This window comes from Vibrio marisflavi CECT 7928 (assembly GCF_921294215.1).
GTDB classification, from domain to species: domain Bacteria; phylum Pseudomonadota; class Gammaproteobacteria; order Enterobacterales; family Vibrionaceae; genus Vibrio; species Vibrio marisflavi.
Genome location: NZ_CAKLDM010000001.1, coordinates 434,383 through 456,437 on the forward strand (window position 1 = coordinate 434,383; position 22,055 = coordinate 456,437).

Sequence of the window (22,055 nt, forward strand, 5' to 3'; positions counted from 1 at the left end):
TTACTAATGGTAATCAATTTCTATCGTGGCGCTATTGTTTAAAATCTCTGGTTAACGGTTGGTTACCGCCAGATGCGGAAAGAGTTGTGTGCAGCCAAAAATGATAAAACTCGAGTAAGGATACGATTTGAAGAAGTGGATAGTTATCATTATTTGCTTAGTGTGCGCTGGGTGCGGAACTCAACTCGCTTATAACAATGCAGATTGGTTGGCAGTTAGATACATTGAGGGCTTTGTCGAGCTGACGGGAGATCAGCAAGAGATGGTAAAAAGAAGAGTAAGGGTATTTGGCCAATGGCATAGAGAAAATGAACTAGGACTATACATTAGCCAAATTGACACACTGACCATGATGACTCCACAAAGCTTCACAGAGAATGACCTTGAAAGATTGCAATCGTCCATTCGTGAACGCTCACGCGCTATGATGCAAAAAGCGGCACCTGATGTCATTGTATTGACTCAAAGCTTATCTGATGAACAAGTCAACGAGTTTCTTGAGAGTGTTGAAAGTAAGCATAAAAAGAGGGCCAAAAAATTAGAGAAAAGGTCGTCTGAAGAGTCACGCAAAATCTACTCAGAAAGAATAACGGAAGCTACTGAGCAATGGCTGGGGGCAGTAACTGATCAGCAAAAACAGATTATAAGTAATTGGTCAAATGATATTGTCGGCACGAGTACAGAGTGGGTTAAGTACCAAACCCGACTTCGAAATGAAATGAAGTTGCTGCTTGAAAATAGACACAATCAAATGTACTTCATTACTCATTTCAATCAGCTACTTTATTTTCCCGAAAATTATCTTTCTAAGACGCTGAAAACCAAGCGTGAGAAAAACTTCAAAATTGCAAATAAATATATCGTAGAAATTGTTCAATCAATAAACGAAGCCCAAATGAAACACCTGAGAAACGAGTTAAATGATTGGAGAGCAATTATTGTCGATTTACAGAATGGCTAAGTCACGTCGACTTAGCCTCAGGAGGTTGAAACGGTTTTATTTAGTCGCTAACCCCTTATCTGCAAGGTATCCTTTGATGTGCGGCCGTGACTCCTTGCTGAGCTTAGATTGCATTTGCTCCGACCATGATTGCTGCTTTGTATTGGTAGATCGCAGTGCATAATATTCCAACATGGTATCGTCATATTGTTTGACGCCATCCATATCCAACTTTTGATACTTATTTTCGTGCAAAATGATTTCTGCGGGAAGTCGGGGCTTAAGTTCTGGTGATTGGTCTGGATGACCTAAACAGAGCCCAAATAATACGGCGCAATGCATAGGAAGCTCTAACAGTTTATCGACTTGTTGAGCATTATTACGTAACCCTCCGATATAAACGCCGCCCAGAGAGAGTGATTCAGCAGCCAATATGCAATTTTGCGCCATAATTCCTGCATCTATAGCGCCGATGAGTGTCAGTTCAGTAAAGTCAAGCTTACTATCAGAGCAAATATTTTTGTGTCGATTAAAGTCGATGCAGAAGACAAGAAACTCTGCTGCAGTGTGAACATATGTTTGATTTCCCGCGAGTTCTGCTAGCTTCTGTCGCTTAGCATTATCGGTAACCCTAATCACCGACACAGCTTGTAGCAAGCTAGAAGAAGAGGCGGCAATTCCTGACTGAATGATACTTTCTAGGTGCTCTGAAGCAATCTCTTGTGTGGTGAACTTACGAATGGAGCGATGTGAAAGAATGGTTTCTATAACTGAGTTCATAATTATTCCACTTATAAAATTATTAGTTTTCTCGTGAGACTTGTAATGTTACTTATCGTTTAAAATACAGGCTTGTCATTTCTTGCTTCAATTAATGTGATCATCAGTTCAAATTAAAGTGACAACATCATGTTTTTATAAGCAAAAAGGTTTGTTGAGGGTAAATTAAATAATGTAACAGCCCATATAGTTAAGTTAGACAGTCGGGCTTTAGTAGCTATTTACTAAGTCGAATATTTTCTATCAAACCCACTTCAATATAGCTAAAAGGTGCGTGTATGAAGTTAAAATCGTTAAGTTTTTTACTTTGTTGCTCTTTTTCTATCTCTGTTCTTGCAGCGCCGCCAGTGATGAAAAATGACCCTAAACGTCCAGTTAAAGAAATTAGCCATGACCTCGGAGTGACCGAGCAGCAGTTTGTTGATTGCTTTAGCAATGTAAACCCAACTCCTGGAGGCAATCGTCCCGAATCTACACAACGTGTACATGCAAATAAGAAAGTCCTATTAAGCTGTTTACAAAAAGCGAATCCTTCTATTACTAACGACTCCTTAGACAGTGTAATGGACAAATATCGACCGGGAGGAAGAAAAGCACAGGAGCCATTAAGCTAACTCTACTTGCATTTAGTCGTCAAAATGAACATCTGGAAACACGAAAATTTAAGATAGCACACGTTAATATGCAACAAAGTTGTCAAGTGACATTAGTTGAACAATAGACATTTGGCAAAGCTTGACGTGTTAGATTTTGCAAAAATGAGAAGTTAAATAGGTGTAAATGAAACGAATAGATTGCAAAAAGTAAAGTAAAAACTCTAAAGTATGCTGTCTAATAAAATAATGTTTTATTACTAAGTGTTTGTGATTTAAGTAAAAATAATGTATTTGTTAACGCTTGTACGCTCGAAAGTTATTGCGTATATCTGTGAACTGCTTCAAAATTAGAAGATTACCAGCTCGTTTGGTTTATTTCTGAGGGTTTCTATGAAAGTCGCGAATCTGTTAAAGCATCATGGTGAATCTATCTCAAAGCACCACTCTGAACTTGTTCAGAAAATGTCTCCTATGCTTCGTGGTTACTGGGGTGAGTTTCTAAATAAAACTCATGGCAGGAATTTTCTTGCTTGGGTTAGAGATTTTCAGCAACCGGCAAATAATGAAGATGGACCAATTCAAGAACCTATCGTGTTAAAACCGGCTGCTCAAGAGTTGTATGATGAACTTAGCGAGAAAGTTGGTGAGGTTATTCATGTCGGTGATTGGACGTCGATAGATCAAGAACGAATCAATCAATTTGGTCATGTTACTGAAGATATGCAATGGATTCATACGGATCCTTCGCGCGCTGAATCTGAATCTCCTTTCAAGACGACTATAGCACATGGCTTTTTGACTTTGGCTTTGTTGCCTAAATTGACGGATAGTGTCGATCCAGAAAACCCGTTATTTCCGACTGCTAAAATGGTTGTCAATATCGGATTAAACCAAGTACGTTTTCCGTACCCACTAAAGTCTGGTAGTCGTGTTCGTGCTAAAAGCACACTCTCTAAAATCACGCCAATTAGAAAAGGCCTAGAAATTGAGAGAGAAATTCGAGTGGAGATCGAAGGAATTCGCAGACCCGCTTGTATCGCTGTTTCTGTCATTCAACTTCGTTTCTAATTTCTACCTTATTAAAGCTTGAGTATGCTGAGTTTTATTTGAACTCAGCATACTTGTATTTCTTTCTGGTGAATTACTGCTTTTTGACTGGCACGTAGCCGTATTCGGCAACTAACTTTCTTGCCTCTTCAGAAAATAGATACTGGATAAAACGCTTTTCCTGTTCATCAATCTTTTGTTCTTTGTATAAAATCAAAAACGGGCGAGAGAGACCATATTTACCGTCCAATATGGTTTTTTCGGTTGCTTCAGTACCGTCAAAGTTTATTGCTTTTACCGAGCTATCTACTGACCCCATAGATATAAAACCAATGGCTTGCTTATTATGGTTGACTAAAGTCTTTACCATACTATTGCTATTGACCACGAGGTTGTCGGGGTTGATGTCAGACACAAGTCTGTTATTGATGACTCTTGTTAGACCTAATAGAGTTTCGAAGCTATAACGTGAACCGGAAGAGGATTCTCGAGTCACTACTGCAATCTTTTGATCGATGCCACCCAGTTGCTTCCAGTTAGTGATCTTACCTTTGTACACGTCGTAAAGCTGTTCGCGAGTTATCCCATTTACTGGATTAGCGTTGTTAACGACAATAGCTAGACCGTCATACGCGATAGTATTGACGGATAGGTCAGGGTTATCTTCTTGCTCAGTTAAATATCTAGAGCTCATACCAATGTTGACGATATCTTTGAGCACCAACGTAATCCCAGCGGTAGAGCCTATGCCTTGTACTGCGATATACGGATCTGCATGATGCGCATTGTAACGCTCTGCTAATACGTCCATGAGACGAGCTTCTGACGTAGAGCCGGAGACGATGATTTCAGAAGCTAAAACTTTGGAGGTCATAAGTATTACCACCAAAAAGCCAAATCCGATTTTCTTAAGCATAAGGTTCCTAAAATTGAAATATAAGTTTGATGAATACTATTCTTAATAGATTACAAATTTGTGAATTTAAGTACAGCAAATTCAATTTCTAGTACATAATCTACATAGCGGCTAGTAGTATTGAGGCTTACCTATGAGTTTAGTGAGTATGTTGCAGCGCCAAGTAGAGAGCAGGGCACTGATTGTTTGTTCGAATAGAAATCAGGGTGTTCCAGTGGAGCTGGGCGGCAAATCAAACTTTGAAACGATTGATAATGGAGTTGAGTTTGTTGTCGAGCACTACCTACTAGATTCTGCACATTGTGATTACATGAGCTCAGTTGCTAGAGTCGAGTGGAGTGAAAGTCGTGATTGCTGGCTGTTGCTTGTTCCGCGTTCTGATGAAGCTGGCGATCACTGGTTACCATACCCGCATTTATCACAGAGCAAAGACCTCACTGCAATTATGCGAGAAATTGAAAAAGATCCCTACGCATCTTTCTGGTAAGCATCAATATCAAATTAACCAATTCCAAAACGAAAATAGGCCCAATCAAGGGCCTATTTTCGTCTTACTTATATGAACTTAGTTAGACTCAGAAGCTTCTTCTGCTTTTTGAACATTGTCAGCGAAGACATACGTAGGTTTTGCAACCAAGCTGCGATTTGCTTGGTTTACTTCGCTCAGTACAACTTCAAGAGTATCACCTAAGCGGTAATTCACTTCTTTATCAATGGCAATTGTGCCTTCGTCCGGATTGATATCGATACGCTCTTTGTTGTCGATAATCAATGAGCCAGGAATAAAGGCAGAAGCGCCATTTTCTAGAATGCGGATACGCATGCCTGCTCGGTTAATATCAAAGATCTCACCGGTGAATTTGGTACCATTTGCGGGCTCGTTCGCTAAAGTACGAGCGTAAAGCCAGTCAGCAACGTTTCGCTCTGCAATCTTGTGGTGTTTTTTATGGATAGCCAGTTCTTCGCCAACACTTTCATCAGGTTTTTGAGAAGCAGGTTTACCCATGATCATCGATTTCAACATGCGATGGTTAATCATGTCACCGTATTTACGAATTGGAGAAGTCCAAGTCGCGTAGATATCCAAACCCATCGCATAGTGAGGTAGCGGTTCGGCGCTGATCTCACTGTATGCTTGAGATTTGCGTATACGGTTGTCAAGGTAGCTAGTATCTTGAACGCTCAACCAACGGCGCAGCGCAGCGAAGCCTTCAAGTGTTTGAATGCTCTCTTCTGTAAACGGCAGCTCGCCATTAGGATTGATTAGCTCAATAATATCTTTCAATTTTTCAGGCTTAAACCCTGAATGACAGTTAAACACGCCACAGCCAAATGCTTCTTTTAGTGCTGACCCAGCACAGATATTCGCAGTGATCATTGCTTCTTCGACTAGTCGGTTAGCAGTGCGACGTAAATCTGCGTGAATAGCAATAACATCGTTATCTTCACTTAGCTCAAAACGGTAGTCTGGTCTATCTGGGAACACAACAGCATTCTTTTCACGCCAAGCAGAACGAGCTTCAGATAGCTTATGTAGATCTTTAACGACCTGCGCAATTTGTTCGCTTGGCTGCAAATCATTAGAGGAGCCAGTTTCAAGCCAGTCTGAAACGTGATCGTACACAAGGCGAGCATGTGATTTGATATTTGCTGCGAAGAACTTGATGTCCTCTTGAATTGAACCGTCTTTTGCTACGGTCACTGTACAGCAAAGAGCTGGGCGCTCTTCATTTTCTAGTAGTGAACACTTGTCATCAGCAAGGTCTCTTGGCAACATCGGGATGTTTCTGCCAGGTAGATAGATAGTAAAGCCGCGTTCGCGAGCGACTTTGTCCATGGAGTCTTCCGGCATGATGTAAGCGGTTGGATCAGCGATAGCGATGGTTAGTTTAATATCGCCAGATTCGGTAGTCTCTGCATACAACGCATCGTCCATATCCTTAGTGCTTTCACCATCGATAGTGACGAAAGGAACATGTGTCATATCAACACGCTCAAGATCGGCGTCGTCTTTTAGTTCCCAGTTTTCAATACCTTCTGGTTCGCTATTTGGCAGGTCGTTTTGAGCAAGCGTTACCCACCATGGAGCGATCTTGTCATCTGAGTCAGTGATTTTTTCCGTAACTTCAACGAAAAATGAGTTGTCACCTTTAAGAGGATGGCGAATCAGGTTTGCAACAACCCAGTCGCCTTCTGCGAAGTGCTCTGGATTCAGACCTTTTTTTACTTTTGCTTTCAGTGATTGTTTTTTCAACTGAGGGTGATCAGGGGTAACATTGAGCTTGCCCTTGAACATTTTGATACGGCCGATGAAACGAGTCAGGCTTTGTTCAACAAGTTCCTCTGGTTCAGCTACTTCTTTTTCTTTCTCTGTGCGAATGATCGCGATGACCTTGTCACCATGCATACATTTTTTCATATACGGTGGTGGGATAAAGAAGCTGGTTTTACTGTCTACTTCGAGAAAGCCAAAGCCTTTATCAGTAGCTTTGATGGTCCCTTCTTTCTTAGGTAGGGTTTCTTGTATTTGTTGTTTTAGCTGAGCGAGTAGAGGGTTATCTTGGAACATGGTTTCTTGTCTACAGTATTTAATTGACGACACTATAAACATTGCCGTCCATTATTACTAGAGTTTGACTACCTTTTGCTAGTGCTCAGCTATATAGAAGCGCAGGTTCCTATCACTACAAGACAGTGAGAGTTATCGGAAGCAAAGTTTCCGTTAGTGAAACAATACATATTGACTGAGCGTTTTTATGTCAAAAACCATCATTTGATTATGGTTAATGAGTGACTAATAGCCAGATTCAGCGTTTCTGAGTAATATTTGTGATGAAATTCAATTTTTTCTGGCTTTTTTTGTGTAGTTAGGGAATAATCCGCGTCCCTAAGTAAGTCCCTAGTCGCTTGATGCGTTTTAACACTTATCCGCATCTGGATGGATTCAGCTCTAATTTGGATTGGTATTGGAATTGGTAGAGCACGTGGGACCTTTTGTTAAATGTTATTAGTGGGAACCCAATGCAAGATACTGCAATACAATTCAGCGAACTCGCTTTAAATGATTCTATTCTTTCAGCACTAGAAGGTATGGGATTTACAAGTCCAACTCCTATTCAAGCTGCGGCTATACCTCACCTACTAGAAGGTAAGGACGCTCTTGGTAAAGCACAGACAGGTACAGGTAAAACTGCGGCTTTCTCTTTACCTCTTCTAAATAAACTAAACCTTGAACAGCGTAAACCTCAAGCGATTGTACTAGCTCCAACTCGTGAGCTTGCAATTCAGGTTGCTGCGGAAATCAAGAACCTTGGTCAAAATGTACGTGGATTGAAAGTTCTAGAAATCTACGGCGGTGCTTCAATCGTTGACCAAATGCGTGCACTAAAATCTGGTGCTCACATCGTTGTTGGTACACCTGGTCGTGTTCAAGATCTGATTAACCGTGATCGTCTACACCTAGACGAAGTCCACACTTTCGTTCTTGATGAAGCAGACGAAATGTTGAACATGGGCTTTGTTGATGATGTAACTTGGATCATGGAACAAGCACCAGAGTCAGCACAACGCGTACTATTTTCTGCAACTATGCCTCCAATGCTTAAAAACATTGTTGAGCGCTTCTTGCGTAACCCTGAGCACATTGACGTTGCTGGTAAAAACCACACTGTCGATAAAGTTGAACAACAGTTCTGGGTTGTAAAAGGTGTAGAAAAAGACGAAGCAATGACTCGTCTTTTAGAGACGGAAGAAACTGACGCATCTATTGTGTTTGTTCGTACTCGTCAAGATACTGAACGTTTAGCTGATTGGCTATCTGCTCGCGGCTTCAAAGCGGCGGCACTACACGGTGATATTCCTCAGTCTCTACGTGAGCGTGTAGTTGACCATATCAAGCAAGGCGTTATCGATATTCTAGTAGCAACAGACGTTGTTGCTCGTGGTCTTGATGTACCACGTATTACACACGTATTTAACTACGATATCCCATTTGATGTAGAGTCATACATCCACCGTATCGGTCGTACGGGCCGTGCTGGACGTAAAGGTAAAGCGATCCTATTGGTTCGCACTAACCAAATTCGTATGCTTCGCACAATTGAGCGCGTAACGAAATCATCTATGGAAGAAATTCAACTTCCACTTCGCGATAAAGTTGCAGAAGCTCGTTTGATTAAGTTGGGCGCAGAGCTTGAAGCTGAGAAAGAGCACAAAGCACTTGATAAATTTGCTGAGCTTATCGAGAAGCTGCAAGAGTCTCTAGACATCGATACGACAACTTTGGCTGCTATGTTGCTGAAGCGCCAGCAAGGTAAACGTCCATTGTTCTACACTGGCCCAGATCCGATGATCGAAGCTATCGAGCGTGACAAGCAACGTCGTAAAGAGCGTCGTGAAAATGGTCGTGATGGCGGTCGTCGCAACTTCAACAACGCTGATTGGGAAACTTATCAGCTACAAGTTGGCCGTGAGCAAGGTGTACAAGTTAAAGATATCGTTGGCGCTCTAGCTAATGAGCTTGGCCTAACAAAAGGTTCTATTGGTGCAATTAAACTTGCTCAAGGACATACTTTTGTTCAGCTTCCAAAATCAATGAACTCAGAAGCATCAAACAAACTTCGTAAGCTGCGTATTCGTCAGAAAGAAGTGGGTGCGGTAGTGTGTGACTTTGATGACTTCCGTGAGTCTCGTGGACGCCGTGATGGTGGACGTAGAGATGGTGGCCATCGTGGTAGCCGCGACGGAAACTTCCGTGGTGGACGTGATGGCAACCGTGGTAACCGTGAGCGTCGCTTCGATCGCAACAAAGGCGGTGACAATCGTGGCGCACACCGAGGCGAACGTGGCCACAGCCGTGCACGTAGCTTCGAAAGCTAATACGAATATTTGAATTGCTAGCCCTGCCATTTGGTGGGGCTTTTTTATACCTCAACTTCAGTGGATACTGTTGAATTAAGCCAAACTCACAGACTTTAGAGTGTAAGGCGTTACAATCTACGTTGACCATGGAAGGAGAGGAAATTATGACTTTATCGGATGAAGATCGGCAAGAGCGTTTGCAAGGCATATTGGAGGCGGAAATTGAGGATTTCGTCGCTCAATGTAAAACACTCCAATTGGCAACGGTAGACGAGCAAGGAAATCCGAATGTGAGTTATTCTCCGTTTGTACGTAATCAATTCGGTTATTTCATTCTCATTTCTTTGCTGGCGCGTCACGCGCAAAATATTAGCAGTAATTCTCAAGTGTCTATGATGATGATTGAAGATGAAGCTACTGCGAAACAAATCTACGCGCGTAAACGATTAACATTTGATGCAACCGGGGTTAGAGTTCAACGTGAGACTAAGCTTTGGCAACAAGTTGTGAAACAAATGATGGAGCGGTTTGGTGACATCGTAGCTGATCTGACTCAGCTCAATGACTTCAACTTGATCCAGTTTCAGCCGGATCAGGGCCTTTTTGTTAAAGGCTTCGGCCAGGCTTATCAGTTAACGGGAGAGGAGTTAGTTTCTACGCAACCCGTTCGAGGTCGTGGCAACAGCAGTCATTAGTCTTCTCTTAGTACCGCGTAAAGGCGCTGGTAATACCTAGCGCACAAAAAACATTTCTTCATTAGTGAATGGCAATTTTCGTAATTGCCGTCACCCGTCTTGAAAATTACCTTAAGTTTAAATGATATAACGTGAAGGTATTTAAGATGTATATTGGAATCGATTTAGGCACATCTGGAATCAAAGCCATTGTATTGGACGAAAGCGGTATTATTGTCGCTTCAAAAACCGAACCTTTAAGAGTCTATCGCCCGAAAGATTTATGGTCGGAGCAAAATCCTGAGCATTGGTGGACAGCGTTAAACAAGGCAGTTCTAGGCTTAAAAGAGCAAGTTGACCTATCGAATATCATCTCTATCGGCCTGTCCGGGCAGATGCATGGCGCGACATTAATAGATGCCAATGGAGAGGTTATTCGCCCATGTATTTTGTGGAATGATGGCCGTAGTGCGCAAGAGTGCTTAGAAATAGAAGAAATGGTTCCTAATTGTCGCGATATTACGGGCAATATGGTGATGTCAGGGTTTACAGCTCCTAAGTTACTTTGGGTGAAAAGAAATGAGCCAGAAAACTTCGCACGTATCGATAAGGTGTTACTACCAAAAGATTATCTTCGTTTTCGTATGTCGGGAGATTTTGCGACAGACATGTCTGATGCAGCAGGAACTAGCTGGTTAGATGTAAAAAACCGTTGTTGGAGCGATAAGATGCTCTCGGCAACAGGCTTAACACAGCGACATATGCCTCAGTTATATGAAGGTACTGAGGTTACTGGGCTGCTTAGCAATGAGTTGGCGAACAAGTGGGGTATGCCTTGTGTTCCAATCGTTGCTGGTGCAGGTGACAATGCGGCAGGTGCCATTGGCGTTGGTATTGTTGAGCAAGGACAGGCAATGCTATCTCTCGGTACTTCTGGGGTTTATTTCTCTGTGACAGATACCTTTACGTCAGACCCTGAAAATGCACTCCATTCGTTTTGTCACGCTATCCCAAACAAATGGCACACGATGAGCGTGATGCTTAGTGCAGCGTCTTGTTTAGCTTGGTTTGCAAAAACAGCAGAATTTGCTGATGTTAAAGAGATGATAGAAGAGGCTGAGAAAGCCCAGAGCTCAGAGTCAATCCTATTCTTACCTTATTTAAGTGGTGAGCGTACTCCCCATAATGACCCGCAGGCAAAAGGTGCATTCTTCGGCTTAACCCCAGCAACGACGCGCGAACAAATGGCTCTAGCGATACTTGAAGGGGTAGGTTTTGCTTTAGCAGATTGTATGGATGTACTGCATGAGGCCAGTGGTTTTCCAAACGACATATCTCTTATTGGTGGCGGCGCTCGTTCTGTCTTCTGGCGTCAAATGTTAGCAGACATATTTGGTATTGCAGTATCGTACCGTGTTGGTGGCGATGTTGGCCCCGCATTAGGAGCCGCTAGATTGGCACATGTTGGTGTTAAACCAGAAAAAGACATTTCTTCTATCTGCCCGATTACTTCTCTTGTACAAACTTACCAACCTGTGCCAGATAAGCACAATCAATACATGTTCAAACGACGCAAGTTCAATGAATTGTATAGTCGGCTAAAGGGCTTTTCTTTTTAATATTTAGCAATTGAATGGCCTGCTCGCTGGAATTGGTGAACAGGCCCAAGGTTCTATTTCTATTGCATATATTGAGTTGTGGCTGAGCACTCGATCACAGAACTTATGATAGAAAAAATGCTATATCCCTGAGGCTTATCCGCTTAAATAATCACTGAGTGCAAACTGAAAGATAACTAAATGAGCAAAATATACCGTATTCTACTGTTGTTTAACGCGAACAAAATCTATGACCGCGAGATCCTTGAAGGCGTTGGCAAATTCATTTCTTCAACCAAAGTCGATTGGGAAGTATACGTTGAAGACGATTACCTCATTGATAGGTCGTCGATTAATGACTGGTATGGAGACGGTATCATTGCGGATCTCGACGACCCGGATATTGCGGATACTTTAGCTGGTTCTACAATTCCGATTGTCGGTATTGGCAGCTCTTATGAGCATCGTAAAGATTATCCGCACTTTCCTTATGTTGCTACAGATAACAGAGCAATCATTGAATTGGCGGTAGATCACCTAACCCAAAGAGGGCTCACTTCCTTGGCGTTCTATGGTGCGAATCCAAGCTCGTACAACCGTTGGGCGAGAGAGCGTGAAAAGGCTTTTATATCTATTACCAAAGAGCGAGGCTATAACAGTTCTGTTTTTCGTGGTTTTGATACGACAGCAAGAAACTGGAATTTCTGCATGAACAGGGTGACGGACTGGGTTCAGCAGTTACCCAAGCCGGTGGGAATTGTTTCTGTAACTGATGCAAGAGCAAGGCATATCATTCAAGCCTGTGCAAACATGGAAATACTGGTGCCGGAAAATGTAGCCGTGATCGGTATCGACAATGATGATATCGCAAGAAGCCTAAATAAAATCTCGCTCTCTTCCGTAGCTCAAAACGGTAATGAATTAGGTTATGTTGCTGCACAAAAACTGCACCAGATGTTGCTAGAAAATACCAATGTATCTGAGCTGACCAAGATCGGGCCTTTAAGGATACACGAAAGACAGAGCAGTGATTTTCATGCGATTAACCATCCATTGATTATGACAGCTCTCCACTTTATTCGTGTAAACGTCAATAAAGGTATCAAGTCTTATCATGTGTTCGATGAACTAAACGTGTCTCGTTCTAAATTAGAAGCACTGTTTAAAAGTGAGTTAGGTACGACGGTGCACGACCAGATTTTTACTATTCGTCTTAAAAAAGCTTGCCAGCTTTTAAAGTCAAAAAATAAGTCGATTGATGAAATTGCAGAGCTTTCTGGTTATCCCTCTACTCAATATATGTACTCCGTGTTTTCCAAGAAGTTGGGTATGACGCCCAAAGAGTATAGGGAAAAAGATCATGAGTCTGTTTAATGAGCCATTAAGTCCATGTCATGTTTATTCTTAACCAAACGTCCGTGGTCGAAATACTGCTCAATACAATAAAGATGCTGGCCTCTGTTTAGACGTTGGTTTCTTGCCGAACCGACCAAACTTTGAAGCGAGCTTTTTTACTCCAGACAATCCGCTTATTTCACGCACCATCTATACGATTAAACAGAAAAAATGAGAGCCGCGGCACATTAAACACCGGGTCACTATTCAATAGCAAAAATCGTAATTGTTGGAAATTTCATAAAAGTTAGCATGTCACCACTGACATAGAAAAGTGGTGACAATAATGACTGAATATTTCAACAGCGTCGAAAAAGTAACATTCGAAGGTAAAGAATCTACAAACCCATTTGCATTTAAAGCGTATGATGCAGATAAGGTTATCCTTGGCAAAACCATGGCTGAACACCTACGTTTTGCTGCATGTTATTGGCACAACTTTGTAGGCGTGGGCTCAGACCCGTTTGGCAATCCAACTTATGACCGTAACTGGCTAAAAGGTAGCAACCCAATGGAGATTGCTACCAACAAAGCGGATGCGGCATTTGAGTTCTTTAGTAAGCTTGGTGTGCCTTATTATTGCTTCCATGATACAGATGTGGCTCCAGAAGGCAGCAACCTAAGAGAGTACATTGAAAACTTTGGCTTTATGGTTGACTACCTAGAGAAAAAGCAGGAAGAAACAGGCCTGAAACTGCTTTGGGGTACAGCAAACGCGTTCTCTAACCCTCGTTATATGTCTGGTGCGGCAAGCAACCCTAACCCAGAAGTGTTCGCTTACGCAGCAACTCAAGTATTTAACGCTATGAATGCGACTAAGCGTCTAGGCGGTGAAAACTATGTACTTTGGGGTGGTCGTGAAGGTTATGAAACTCTACTCAATACAGATTTACGTCAAGAGCGTGAGCAGCTTGGTCGTATGATGCAATTGGTTGTTGAGCATAAGCATAAGATTGGTTTCAAAGGCACCATTTTGATTGAGCCTAAGCCACAAGAGCCAACCAAGCACCAGTATGATTATGATACTGCGACCGTGTATGGCTTCTTGAAACAGTATGGCTTAGAGAAGGAAATTAAAGTAAACATCGAAGCAAACCACGCGACTCTAGCGGGTCATAGTTTCCAACACGAGATAGCAACTGCAATTTCGTTAGGTATATTTGGCTCAATTGACGCTAACCGAGGCGATGCTCAGCTTGGGTGGGATACTGACCAGTTCCCGAACAGCGTCGAAGAAAATACCCTCATTATGTATGAAGTGCTAAAAGCGGGTGGTTTTACGACGGGAGGGTTAAACTTCGATGCCAAAGTTCGTCGTCAGTCTATAGATGTGAACGATCTGCTAACAGGCCATATCGGTGGTATGGATACTATGGCTCTTTCCCTAGAGCGCGCTGCGAAAATGATCGAAAATGACCATTTAGCTAAAGTGGTTGCAGAGCGATATGCTGGTTGGAATGGAGAGCTTGGTTCGAAGATCCTAAACAAAAACTTCTCTCTAGAAGATATCGCGAACTATGCACTTGAAAACGACGTGAATCCAAAAGAAGTCACTGGTGGGCAAGAGTCGTTAGAAAACTTTGTTAACCAAGTTATTTATAGCTAACTAGCTTAAACAACCTAAAAAGGATGGTTCGCCATCCTTTTTTTATGCCTAATTTTTGAAACCTTAAGCTGAAAAATAAAGCCGGACCAAAATCACACATAGCTGTTTTAATAATCATAATGACGGATTACATAATACTGCTCGCAACGTGAATTGAAGAAAATACAACAAACAATTCTAAAGGGGCAAATTACATGAGAACGTCTACTAATCTAATGTTAATAACCATGGTTGCAGCACTAGGCGGCTTACTATTCGGTTATGACACAGCAGTCGTTGCGGGCGCTGCTGAATCACTACAAGTTTACTTCCATTTATCGCCAGCAGAACTCGGTTTTGGCGCATCTTCAGCGCTTATTGGTTGTGTAATTGGTGCCATTATCGCTGGTGGATTAAGCACGAAATATGGCCGAAAAGGTACTTTACTAATGGCAGCGGCAGCGTTCTTTGTTTCAGCTGTCGGTACAGCGATGCCGTTCCCATTCGAGTCTTTTGTTTTCTTTAGAATCGTTGGTGGTATTGGAGTTGGTATTGCATCGATGGTGTCACCTATGTTTATTGCAGAAATTGCACCACCGAAAAAACGCGGCGCGCTAGTATCTTGTAACCAGTTCGCGATTATCTTCGGTATGTTACTTATCTATTTTGTAAACTACGGTATTGCCTTAATGGGTGATGACGCGTGGCTGCACAGTATTGGTTGGCGTTGGATGTTTGCAAGCGGTGTTGTCCCTGCGGCTCTATTTTTGGGTCTACTACTGTTTATCCCAGATACACCTCGTTGGTTGGCGATGAAAGGGCGAGAGAGCGAGGCGAAAGACCTGCTGCGTCAAATTAACAAAGGTAAGGATATTGACGAGCAGTGGCAAGAAATCGAGCAATCTTTAACGTCAACAAGCAAAGAAAAAGTGAGTATCAGAAAAGCGGGCTTTGCTGGCGTCCTGTTCATTGGTATTGCACTTAGTGTTTTGCAGCAAATCACAGGCATAAACGTCTTCTTATATTATGCGCCAGTTATTTTTAAGAGCTTGGCTTCTTCAGGCACAGACGTCGCAATGTTTGAGACCATTCTTGTTGGAGCTGTCAATTTGCTGTTTACAGTAATAGCGATTTTTACTGTAGACAAATTCGGGCGAAAGCCTCTGATGATGGTGGGAGCTGCTATCATGTCTCTCTCAATGTTTGCCATCGGGACAGCGGCGTACCTTGATGCGGTAAGTGGTTACTTGGTTGTTTTTGTTCTGGGCTATATCGCAGCCTTTGCTTTATCGCTGGGGCCAGTAACTTGGGTGCTGCTGTCTGAAATTTTCCCTAACAAAGTTCGTGCGAAGGCGCTGTCGATTGCCGTGTTTGCGCAGTGGGTTGCAAACTATTTAGTGTCACAAACCTTCCCAATGATGAATGCTAAGTCTTCCTATGTTTACCAAGCGTATCACGGTGGTTTTCCATTCTGGTTATATGGTGCATTTGGCATTGTGACCATTTTCTTCGTCGCAAAATGGGTGCCAGAAACCAAAGGGAAATCTCTAGAAGAGCTTGAGCAGATTTGGGAGCGCAAACCACAAGCTACGAGTCCGAGCTATCAAGCATCCCTTGGTAAATAGCAGGTATTACATTGCTTAACTGAGAGCCAATGCTTTGAACAGCAATGGCTTTTTTATATAGCATAGATGCTCAACGTACATATAAGGGAGAATGTTATGACAGTCGCGTTTGTAACTGGGGGAAGTAAAGGAATTGGTTTAGAAACGGTAAAAAGATTGAATGCGCAAGGAATGAAAGTGATTACTTGTTCAAGAAATCCAGATGTATGGGCTCACGTTGTCGAAACCTATCCAGAGCTAGCTTCGGTTGAATATATGCCTTTAGATATAAAGAATGAACGGTTATTGAAAGAGGCTTTTGATTACGTTGAGAAAAAATACGGAAAACTAGATGTAGCTGTCAATAATGCTTCTCCTAGCCTTGCTTCAGGTGGTAGCTTTGTTCAAGTTTCGGTGGAAGACCTTAGAAGTACGTTGGACAATGACTTTTGGGCTCATGCATTATGCCTTAAATATCAACTGAATCTCATGCGTAGTGGATCTTGTATCGTGAATATATCGTCGGTCAATGGTTTGCGTCCGACTCCAAGTGCCGCAATGTATTCGGCATCCAAGCATGCTATCGAAGGGTTGACTCGCTCCATTGCTGTTGACGCAATAAAAATGGGAATAAGAGTCAACTCAGTCGCTCCCGGTGTCACTTGGACTCCTAGGTGGGAGGAGAAGCAGCAAACTGAACCAAATATCAAAGAGCAAGTCTGTAAAGTCGTACCTGCGAACCGGTTTGCGGAAGTTGATGAAGTTGTGGAAGCGATAATGTTTTTACTGTCTGACAAAGCTAGATATATTGTTGGTCATACATTAGTAGTCGATGGCGGTTTATCTTTAACTTAACTAGGCTAACACTGCTTAGAATAAACGCCCCATTATTAGTTGGTGAAATCTAATTAGTTTGTTACCTGCCCATTTGACGATGGGCAGGGGTCGTCTAAGCTCAAATAAGTGTGAGAGATAGAGGGTTCATGGATGAATAAGAAACTGTTAAGCGTGGTAATTGTGGTTGTGATACTTGGGATCATTGGCGCAATGGTCATGCAAAAAACTCCCCAGAAAACGGTTCAAACTCCAGCCCAAACGACCGATAACAAAATCGTAGTGTCACACAACTTGTGGCCGGGTTATTATCCAATCACAATCGCGCAAGAAATGGGTTTTTTCAAAGATGAAGGTATCAATGTAGAAACCCACTTTTCTGAAGACCAACTTCCGCAAATATCTGAATTCTATGCGCAGAAATACGACGCTTTAGCTCTTCCACTTGGCAGCATTGTGAGCGCTAGTGGCAAATATCCCGATGCAGATGTACGTGTTGTATATGCCATTGATGACTCTGTTGGTGGAGATGCCGTAGTCGCTCGTGCGGGGATAAACAGTATTAAGGAGCTCAAAGGTAAGTCAATTGGTGCTGCGCTAGATGGTTTTGGGGAAGTTTTCGTTATTGAAATGCTAAAGACTGCTGGATTAACAAGTGACGATGTCACAATTGTTAACGCTGATGCTAACCAAGTTTATGAGCGGATTAAAACCAAAGAAATCGATGCAGGGCATACGTGGGAACCTTATATATCACGAGCAGTAAAGGAAGGCGGTAAGGTCATTTTTACCAGTAAACAAACACCTGGTTTGATTGTTGACGTGATTACCTTTCAAGGAAAAATCGTGGATGAAAGGCCTGAAGATGTGAAAGCGTTTATTCGTGCTTGTGATCGTGCAATTGAATATTGGCTCAGCAACCCTGATAAGACTAAAGAGCTATTAATCAAGAGTTTGAATATCACGGAAGATGATATTTTCTTAGATGGTATTAAGCTTTTAACCGTAAAAGATAATCAGCATGTGTTTGATAAAAACAACCCAAACTCGGTTTATTTGAATGCGGAAATTTATAGCCAGTTCTATATTAATAATGGGACTTTGTCGAGAAAACCTGATGTCAACAAACTGATCAGCCAAATCATTCTAACGGAAAAATAAGCAACAAAAAGTAATGAGATACTCCATTCGGGTTAAATATATACTTGCTTTTTTACTGGTGTCGGTACTGCCAATCATAATCTTGCAAGTATATAACCAAGTGGAGACAAAAAGCTCTTTGGTTAAGTACTCGAACCAAAGCTTAGTGAACGTCACCAATCGAGTTTTCGAGAATTTAAATGAATTTATCGCTGGTAATTTAGATGTTGTCCGAACGGAAGCGCTACTGCCAGCATTGAAAGCCTACCTTGTCGATCCTGACAATCCTGAAAAAAGAAAAATGGCCAGAGACACACTGATCTCACTTAGCCGACAAGACCACGTCAACATCTTATCGTACGCGCTGATGGATATGAGTGGGAAAGTGTTGCTAGATTCTTATCGCCCAAACGTAGGTCAAAGTGAGTCATCTTCACAATGTTATCGGGCGGTCACTCACACTCGTTTTCCATCAGTCTCTGGGATTACTTTTTCAAAATACTTTCCTGGCGTAAGCATTATTAACTTCTGTGCAATTGTTCGCTTTAGAGGGAAAGAGATAGGCATTATTCGGTTGCGGTACAATGCTGCCGCGGTGACCAACTCAATAAGTAGTAGATCTTCAAATGGTTCTTCACCTTACTTCATGCTTCTTGACGAAAACAACATTCGATTGGCGCATAGTGTATTACCAGAGCTTGCTTTTAAGTCATTGATCAACTTAAGGCCCGCGGAGTTAGCAGAACTGCTTCAACAAAATAAAATTTACTCGACCAAGGAAGTGAGCCCAATTGTTGCGCTCAATGAATTCCAAACACAGCTGAATAATTCAGACTCTGAAGCTATGTTTGAAACCAAACTGACCTCACTGCACGATATTAATAGAACGGCTGAAAACTATGTTGTCGTCAAGCACCTAAATTACCTTCCTTGGAAGCTAGTTGGAGCTCAACCCCAAGATGTGTTTGATGCCCCAATCATGAAACAGCAGAGTAGGGCAATATGGTTAGCCACAGGTATAGTCGGTGTGGTAGTTATATTTTCCTTTCTTCTTACTCAAATAATTTCAGCGAAGTTAAAAAAGTTAACCGTTTCAGTAGCGAAATATAAAGCTGGGGATGAATTTGAAAAGCTAGAAATAAAATCAAACGATGAGATTGAGGTGTTAGCCGAGTCCTTCAACCAGATGGCTGAGCGAACAAAAAACACAATGGTTGATTTAGAGGAATCTGTTGCCAAACTTGAAGCCGCTGAAAAAGAGGTGAGAGAGCTCAACGCTGAGCTTGAACAAAGAGTTGCCGATAGAACAGAAGAACTCAAACAATCGATTGTTGAACTTAAGCAAGCACAACAACAGTTGATCACACAAGAAAAAATGGCGTCATTAGGCAGACTCGTGGCCGGTGTAGCCCATGAAATCAATACACCGATAGGTATTAGTGTTACTGCGGCATCCTTTTTGTCGGGTGAATCCAAGCAAATAATGGAGGACTTACAGCAAGATAAATTATCGGAACACGGCTTGGTTACCTTCATCAATCAAATTGAAGAGTCTGGCGATATTCTCCAAGTTAATTTGCGAAGAGCATCTGAAATCATCACTAGCTTTAAACAGTTAGCAGTATCGCAGTCTGACGAACATATTCAGCGATTTGATCTTCACACTCACTTAGAGCTGATGGTGCTGACATTGAAGCCGAAATTACAGGAAAATAGTATTTCTATCGATTTCCAATGCCCGGAAAATGTATTCGTTACCTGTGATCCTACCAACCTTTCCCAAGTCATTGATAACTTGATTTTGAACGCGCTAGTTCACGGTTATAGTGGCGTTATTGGCGGTGTTATCTTAGTTAAGGTTATTGATATGGGCGAACAAGTGCAGATAGTTGTTCAAGACCGTGGGCATGGAATTAGCGCAGAAAACTTAGAGCACGTATTTGAGCCATTCTTTACCACAACGCGAGGCTCGGGCGGAACAGGCTTGGGCATGCACCTTGTTTATAATATTGTACATCAGAACTTGAAAGGAACTATCAGCTGCGAAAGTAAATTAGGGAAGGGGACATCTTTTATAGTTACGATGCCTAGCAATATTAGTGGTTAATATTTCCAATAAGTTGCCCAATACCCAAACAGTTGGTGTCGAAAATAAAGAGTATATTGCTTGGGTATTGGTGCCAATTACGAATTACCTTTCGCGTTCTCGGTTTCGAAGTAACCACCTTGCTCTTGAGCTTGTTTTACCATTGTTGTCCGAGTTTGCTCTTGAGTAGATGGAGAGTAACTCTTGGTTGATTGTTCCAAATCACTACCCATTGGTGCGAAAACATAATATTTGTTCGTTATCATCACTGTTTACCTTTTGTTCAACTCACCTGCTCACTGTATGACTAAAGAACGGTTCATACATCGTCCGCCCTAATAATATTGTAGGCGTAGCCTAGAGGCTTATGAGGTTCGATTGAAAATATGCGTGGTGGATTATCTAGATTAAATAGGGAGGAGGAAAAAGTGGAGTTAATGTACTACCACGGTCTAAAGCACCTTATTCACTACAGAATAAAATAGGCCTGCAGCTTTCGCTGCAGGCCTCACGATACAAACTAGGTTCTTTCTACTTAAACGTCATACGTTGTTGAAGCAGTGTCACCGCCTGTACCTGTCCAGTTAGTGTGGAAGAATTCACCACGCGGACGGTCAGTACGCTCATAAGTGTGAGCACCGAAGTAGTCACGTTGAGCTTGAAGTAGGTTAGCTGGCAGGCGAGCTGTAGTGTAACCATCTAGGAACGATAGTGCCGAGATAGTACAAGGCATTGGGATACCCGCTTCTAGAGACTTAGCTGCCACTTTACGCCATGCGCTTAGGCTGTTCTGTAGGATGCCTTTGAAGTAGTCATCAGAACCAAGGAAAGCAATGTCTGGGTTCGCTTCGTACGCATCACGGATGTTACCTAGGAATGCAGAGCGGATGATACAACCACCACGCCACATAAGTGCAACGTTACCGTAGTTTAGGTCCCAGCCGTTCTCGTTTGATGCTTCACGCATTAGCATGAAACCTTGAGCGTAAGAGATGATCTTTGATGCTAGTAGAGCTTGACGAAGTGCGTCAACCCACTCTTGCTTGTCACCTTCAACTGGAGTGATTGTCTTACCAAATAGTGATTCTGCTTCGACACGCTGTTCTTTTAGAGCTGACAGGCAACGAGAGAATACAGACTCAGAGATTAGAGTAAGTGGGATACCTAGGTCTAGCGCGTTGATACCAGTCCATTTACCAGTACCTTTTTGTCCAGCAGTATCTAGGATTTTCTCTACAAGTGCTTCACCATCTTCGTCTTTGTAGCCTAAGATGTCAGCTGTGATTTCAACTAGGTAGCTGTCTAGTTCTGTCTTGTTCCAATCAGCAAATACTGCTTGCATCTCGTCTGCAGACATACCTAAGCCGTCTTTCATGAACTGGTATGCTTCAGTGATTAACTGCATGTCACCGTATTCGATGCCGTTGTGAACCATTTTAACGAAGTGTCCAGCACCGTCGTTACCAACCCAATCACAACAAGGTTCGCCTTCATCTGTTTTAGCAGAGATAGCTTGGAAGATCGGCTTAACTGCTGGCCATGCTTCTGGAGAACCACCTGGCATGATTGAAGGCCCAAAACGAGCGCCTTCTTCACCACCTGATACACCAGTACCGATGAAGTGAATGCCTTTCTCTTTTAGAGAAGCAACGCGGCGGTTGGTGTCTGGGTAGTTAGTGTTACCACCATCAATGATGATGTCACCTTCGTCTAGAAGTGGTACTAGGTTTTCGATAAACGTATCTACAACCGCGCCCGCACGAACCATTAGCATTACTTTACGTGGCTTTTCTAGCTTCTCTACTAGTTCTTCTAGTGAGTATGCGCCCACGATGTTAGTGTCTTTTGCTGGTCCTTCTAAGAACTCATCTACTTTTGCAGCAGTTCGGTTGTGAGCAACCACTTTAAAGCCATGGTCGTTCATGTTTAGGATTAGGTTTTGACCCATTACTGCTAGGCCAATAACACCGATATCACCTTTCATTGTGTGTCTCCGTTAA

The 22,055-nt window shown here is 42.4% G+C and carries 18 protein-coding genes; 13 read left to right on the forward strand and 5 right to left on the reverse strand.

Annotated elements, in window-relative coordinates; genetic code table 11:
* Nucleotides 1-127 precede the first annotated feature (127 nt).
* Entirely contained in the window at nucleotides 128-961 is an 834-nt protein-coding gene (locus L7A31_RS02005) for a DUF6279 family lipoprotein (RefSeq protein WP_237359818.1), read from the forward strand.
* A 36-nt stretch (nucleotides 962-997) separates the two neighbouring features.
* Here L7A31_RS02005 and nfsA read toward each other — a convergent pair whose 3' ends face one another.
* Complete coding sequence (gene nfsA / locus L7A31_RS02010) at nucleotides 998-1,720, reverse strand: oxygen-insensitive NADPH nitroreductase (protein ID WP_237359819.1); 723 nt, start codon at nucleotides 1,718-1,720, stop codon at nucleotides 998-1,000.
* 278 nt (nucleotides 1,721-1,998) lie between these two features.
* On the opposite strand from nfsA, the gene L7A31_RS02015 reads away from it, so the two are divergent.
* Complete coding sequence (locus L7A31_RS02015; protein ID WP_237359820.1) at nucleotides 1,999-2,334, forward strand: hypothetical protein; 336 nt, start codon at nucleotides 1,999-2,001, stop codon at nucleotides 2,332-2,334.
* Between the two features lie 372 nt (nucleotides 2,335-2,706).
* The gene (locus L7A31_RS02020) at nucleotides 2,707-3,384 is read left to right on the forward strand and encodes a MaoC family dehydratase (RefSeq protein ID WP_237359821.1); all 678 of its coding nucleotides are present in this window, start codon (nucleotides 2,707-2,709) and stop codon (nucleotides 3,382-3,384) included.
* Between the two features lie 73 nt (nucleotides 3,385-3,457).
* Here L7A31_RS02020 and L7A31_RS02025 read toward each other — a convergent pair whose 3' ends face one another.
* Nucleotides 3,458-4,279 (reverse strand): phosphate ABC transporter substrate-binding protein, encoded by an 822-nt coding sequence (locus L7A31_RS02025; RefSeq protein ID WP_237359822.1) that lies wholly within the window; start codon nucleotides 4,277-4,279, stop codon nucleotides 3,458-3,460.
* A 133-nt stretch (nucleotides 4,280-4,412) separates the two neighbouring features.
* On the opposite strand from L7A31_RS02025, the gene L7A31_RS02030 reads away from it, so the two are divergent.
* Nucleotides 4,413-4,766, forward strand: coding sequence for a DUF3024 domain-containing protein (locus L7A31_RS02030; RefSeq protein WP_237359823.1), 354 nt, complete (start codon nucleotides 4,413-4,415; stop codon nucleotides 4,764-4,766).
* Nucleotides 4,767-4,844: 78 nt separating this feature from the next.
* On the opposite strand, the gene rnb is transcribed toward L7A31_RS02030, so the two are convergent.
* Complete coding sequence (gene rnb, locus L7A31_RS02035) at nucleotides 4,845-6,848, reverse strand: exoribonuclease II (protein ID WP_237360734.1); 2,004 nt, start codon at nucleotides 6,846-6,848, stop codon at nucleotides 4,845-4,847.
* 452 nt (nucleotides 6,849-7,300) lie between these two features.
* On the opposite strand from rnb, the gene L7A31_RS02040 reads away from it, so the two are divergent.
* From L7A31_RS02040 to L7A31_RS02080, 9 genes are all read left to right on the forward strand, one after another.
* Nucleotides 7,301-9,157 carry a DEAD/DEAH box helicase gene (locus L7A31_RS02040; protein WP_237359824.1) on the forward strand — a complete coding sequence of 619 codons (1,857 nt, stop codon included), beginning with the start codon at nucleotides 7,301-7,303 and terminating at the stop codon, nucleotides 9,155-9,157.
* Between the two features lie 146 nt (nucleotides 9,158-9,303).
* Nucleotides 9,304-9,834 (forward strand): heme utilization protein HutZ, encoded by a 531-nt coding sequence (gene hutZ / locus L7A31_RS02045; RefSeq protein ID WP_237359825.1) that lies wholly within the window; start codon nucleotides 9,304-9,306, stop codon nucleotides 9,832-9,834.
* A gap of 146 nt (nucleotides 9,835-9,980) precedes the next feature.
* Nucleotides 9,981-11,432 (forward strand): xylulokinase, encoded by a 1,452-nt coding sequence (gene xylB / locus L7A31_RS02050; RefSeq protein ID WP_237359826.1) that lies wholly within the window; start codon nucleotides 9,981-9,983, stop codon nucleotides 11,430-11,432.
* A gap of 180 nt (nucleotides 11,433-11,612) precedes the next feature.
* Nucleotides 11,613-12,785: a XylR family transcriptional regulator gene (locus L7A31_RS02055; RefSeq protein ID WP_237359827.1), complete on the forward strand. Its 1,173-nt coding sequence runs from the start codon at nucleotides 11,613-11,615 to the stop codon at nucleotides 12,783-12,785.
* A gap of 307 nt (nucleotides 12,786-13,092) precedes the next feature.
* Nucleotides 13,093-14,412 (forward strand): xylose isomerase, encoded by a 1,320-nt coding sequence (gene xylA, locus L7A31_RS02060; protein ID WP_237359828.1) that lies wholly within the window; start codon nucleotides 13,093-13,095, stop codon nucleotides 14,410-14,412.
* A 152-nt stretch (nucleotides 14,413-14,564) separates the two neighbouring features.
* Nucleotides 14,565-16,016, forward strand: a complete 1,452-nt coding sequence (locus tag L7A31_RS02065; RefSeq protein ID WP_290368743.1) for a sugar porter family MFS transporter — start codon at nucleotides 14,565-14,567, stop codon at nucleotides 16,014-16,016.
* 96 nt (nucleotides 16,017-16,112) lie between these two features.
* Nucleotides 16,113-16,850, forward strand: coding sequence for an SDR family NAD(P)-dependent oxidoreductase (locus L7A31_RS02070; RefSeq protein WP_237359830.1), 738 nt, complete (start codon nucleotides 16,113-16,115; stop codon nucleotides 16,848-16,850).
* Between the two features lie 132 nt (nucleotides 16,851-16,982).
* The gene (locus tag L7A31_RS02075; protein ID WP_237359831.1) at nucleotides 16,983-17,990 is read left to right on the forward strand and encodes an ABC transporter substrate-binding protein; all 1,008 of its coding nucleotides are present in this window, start codon (nucleotides 16,983-16,985) and stop codon (nucleotides 17,988-17,990) included.
* A gap of 13 nt (nucleotides 17,991-18,003) precedes the next feature.
* On the forward strand, nucleotides 18,004-20,076 hold the full coding sequence (locus L7A31_RS02080) for a sensor histidine kinase (RefSeq protein WP_237359832.1): 2,073 nt from the start codon (nucleotides 18,004-18,006) through the stop codon (nucleotides 20,074-20,076).
* Nucleotides 20,077-20,153: 77 nt separating this feature from the next.
* Here L7A31_RS02080 and L7A31_RS02085 read toward each other — a convergent pair whose 3' ends face one another.
* On the reverse strand, nucleotides 20,154-20,321 hold the full coding sequence (locus tag L7A31_RS02085) for a hypothetical protein (protein ID WP_237359833.1): 168 nt from the start codon (nucleotides 20,319-20,321) through the stop codon (nucleotides 20,154-20,156).
* A 269-nt stretch (nucleotides 20,322-20,590) separates the two neighbouring features.
* Complete coding sequence (gene gnd, locus L7A31_RS02090; protein ID WP_237359834.1) at nucleotides 20,591-22,039, reverse strand: decarboxylating NADP(+)-dependent phosphogluconate dehydrogenase; 1,449 nt, start codon at nucleotides 22,037-22,039, stop codon at nucleotides 20,591-20,593.
* Between the last annotated feature and the right edge of the window lie 16 nt (nucleotides 22,040-22,055).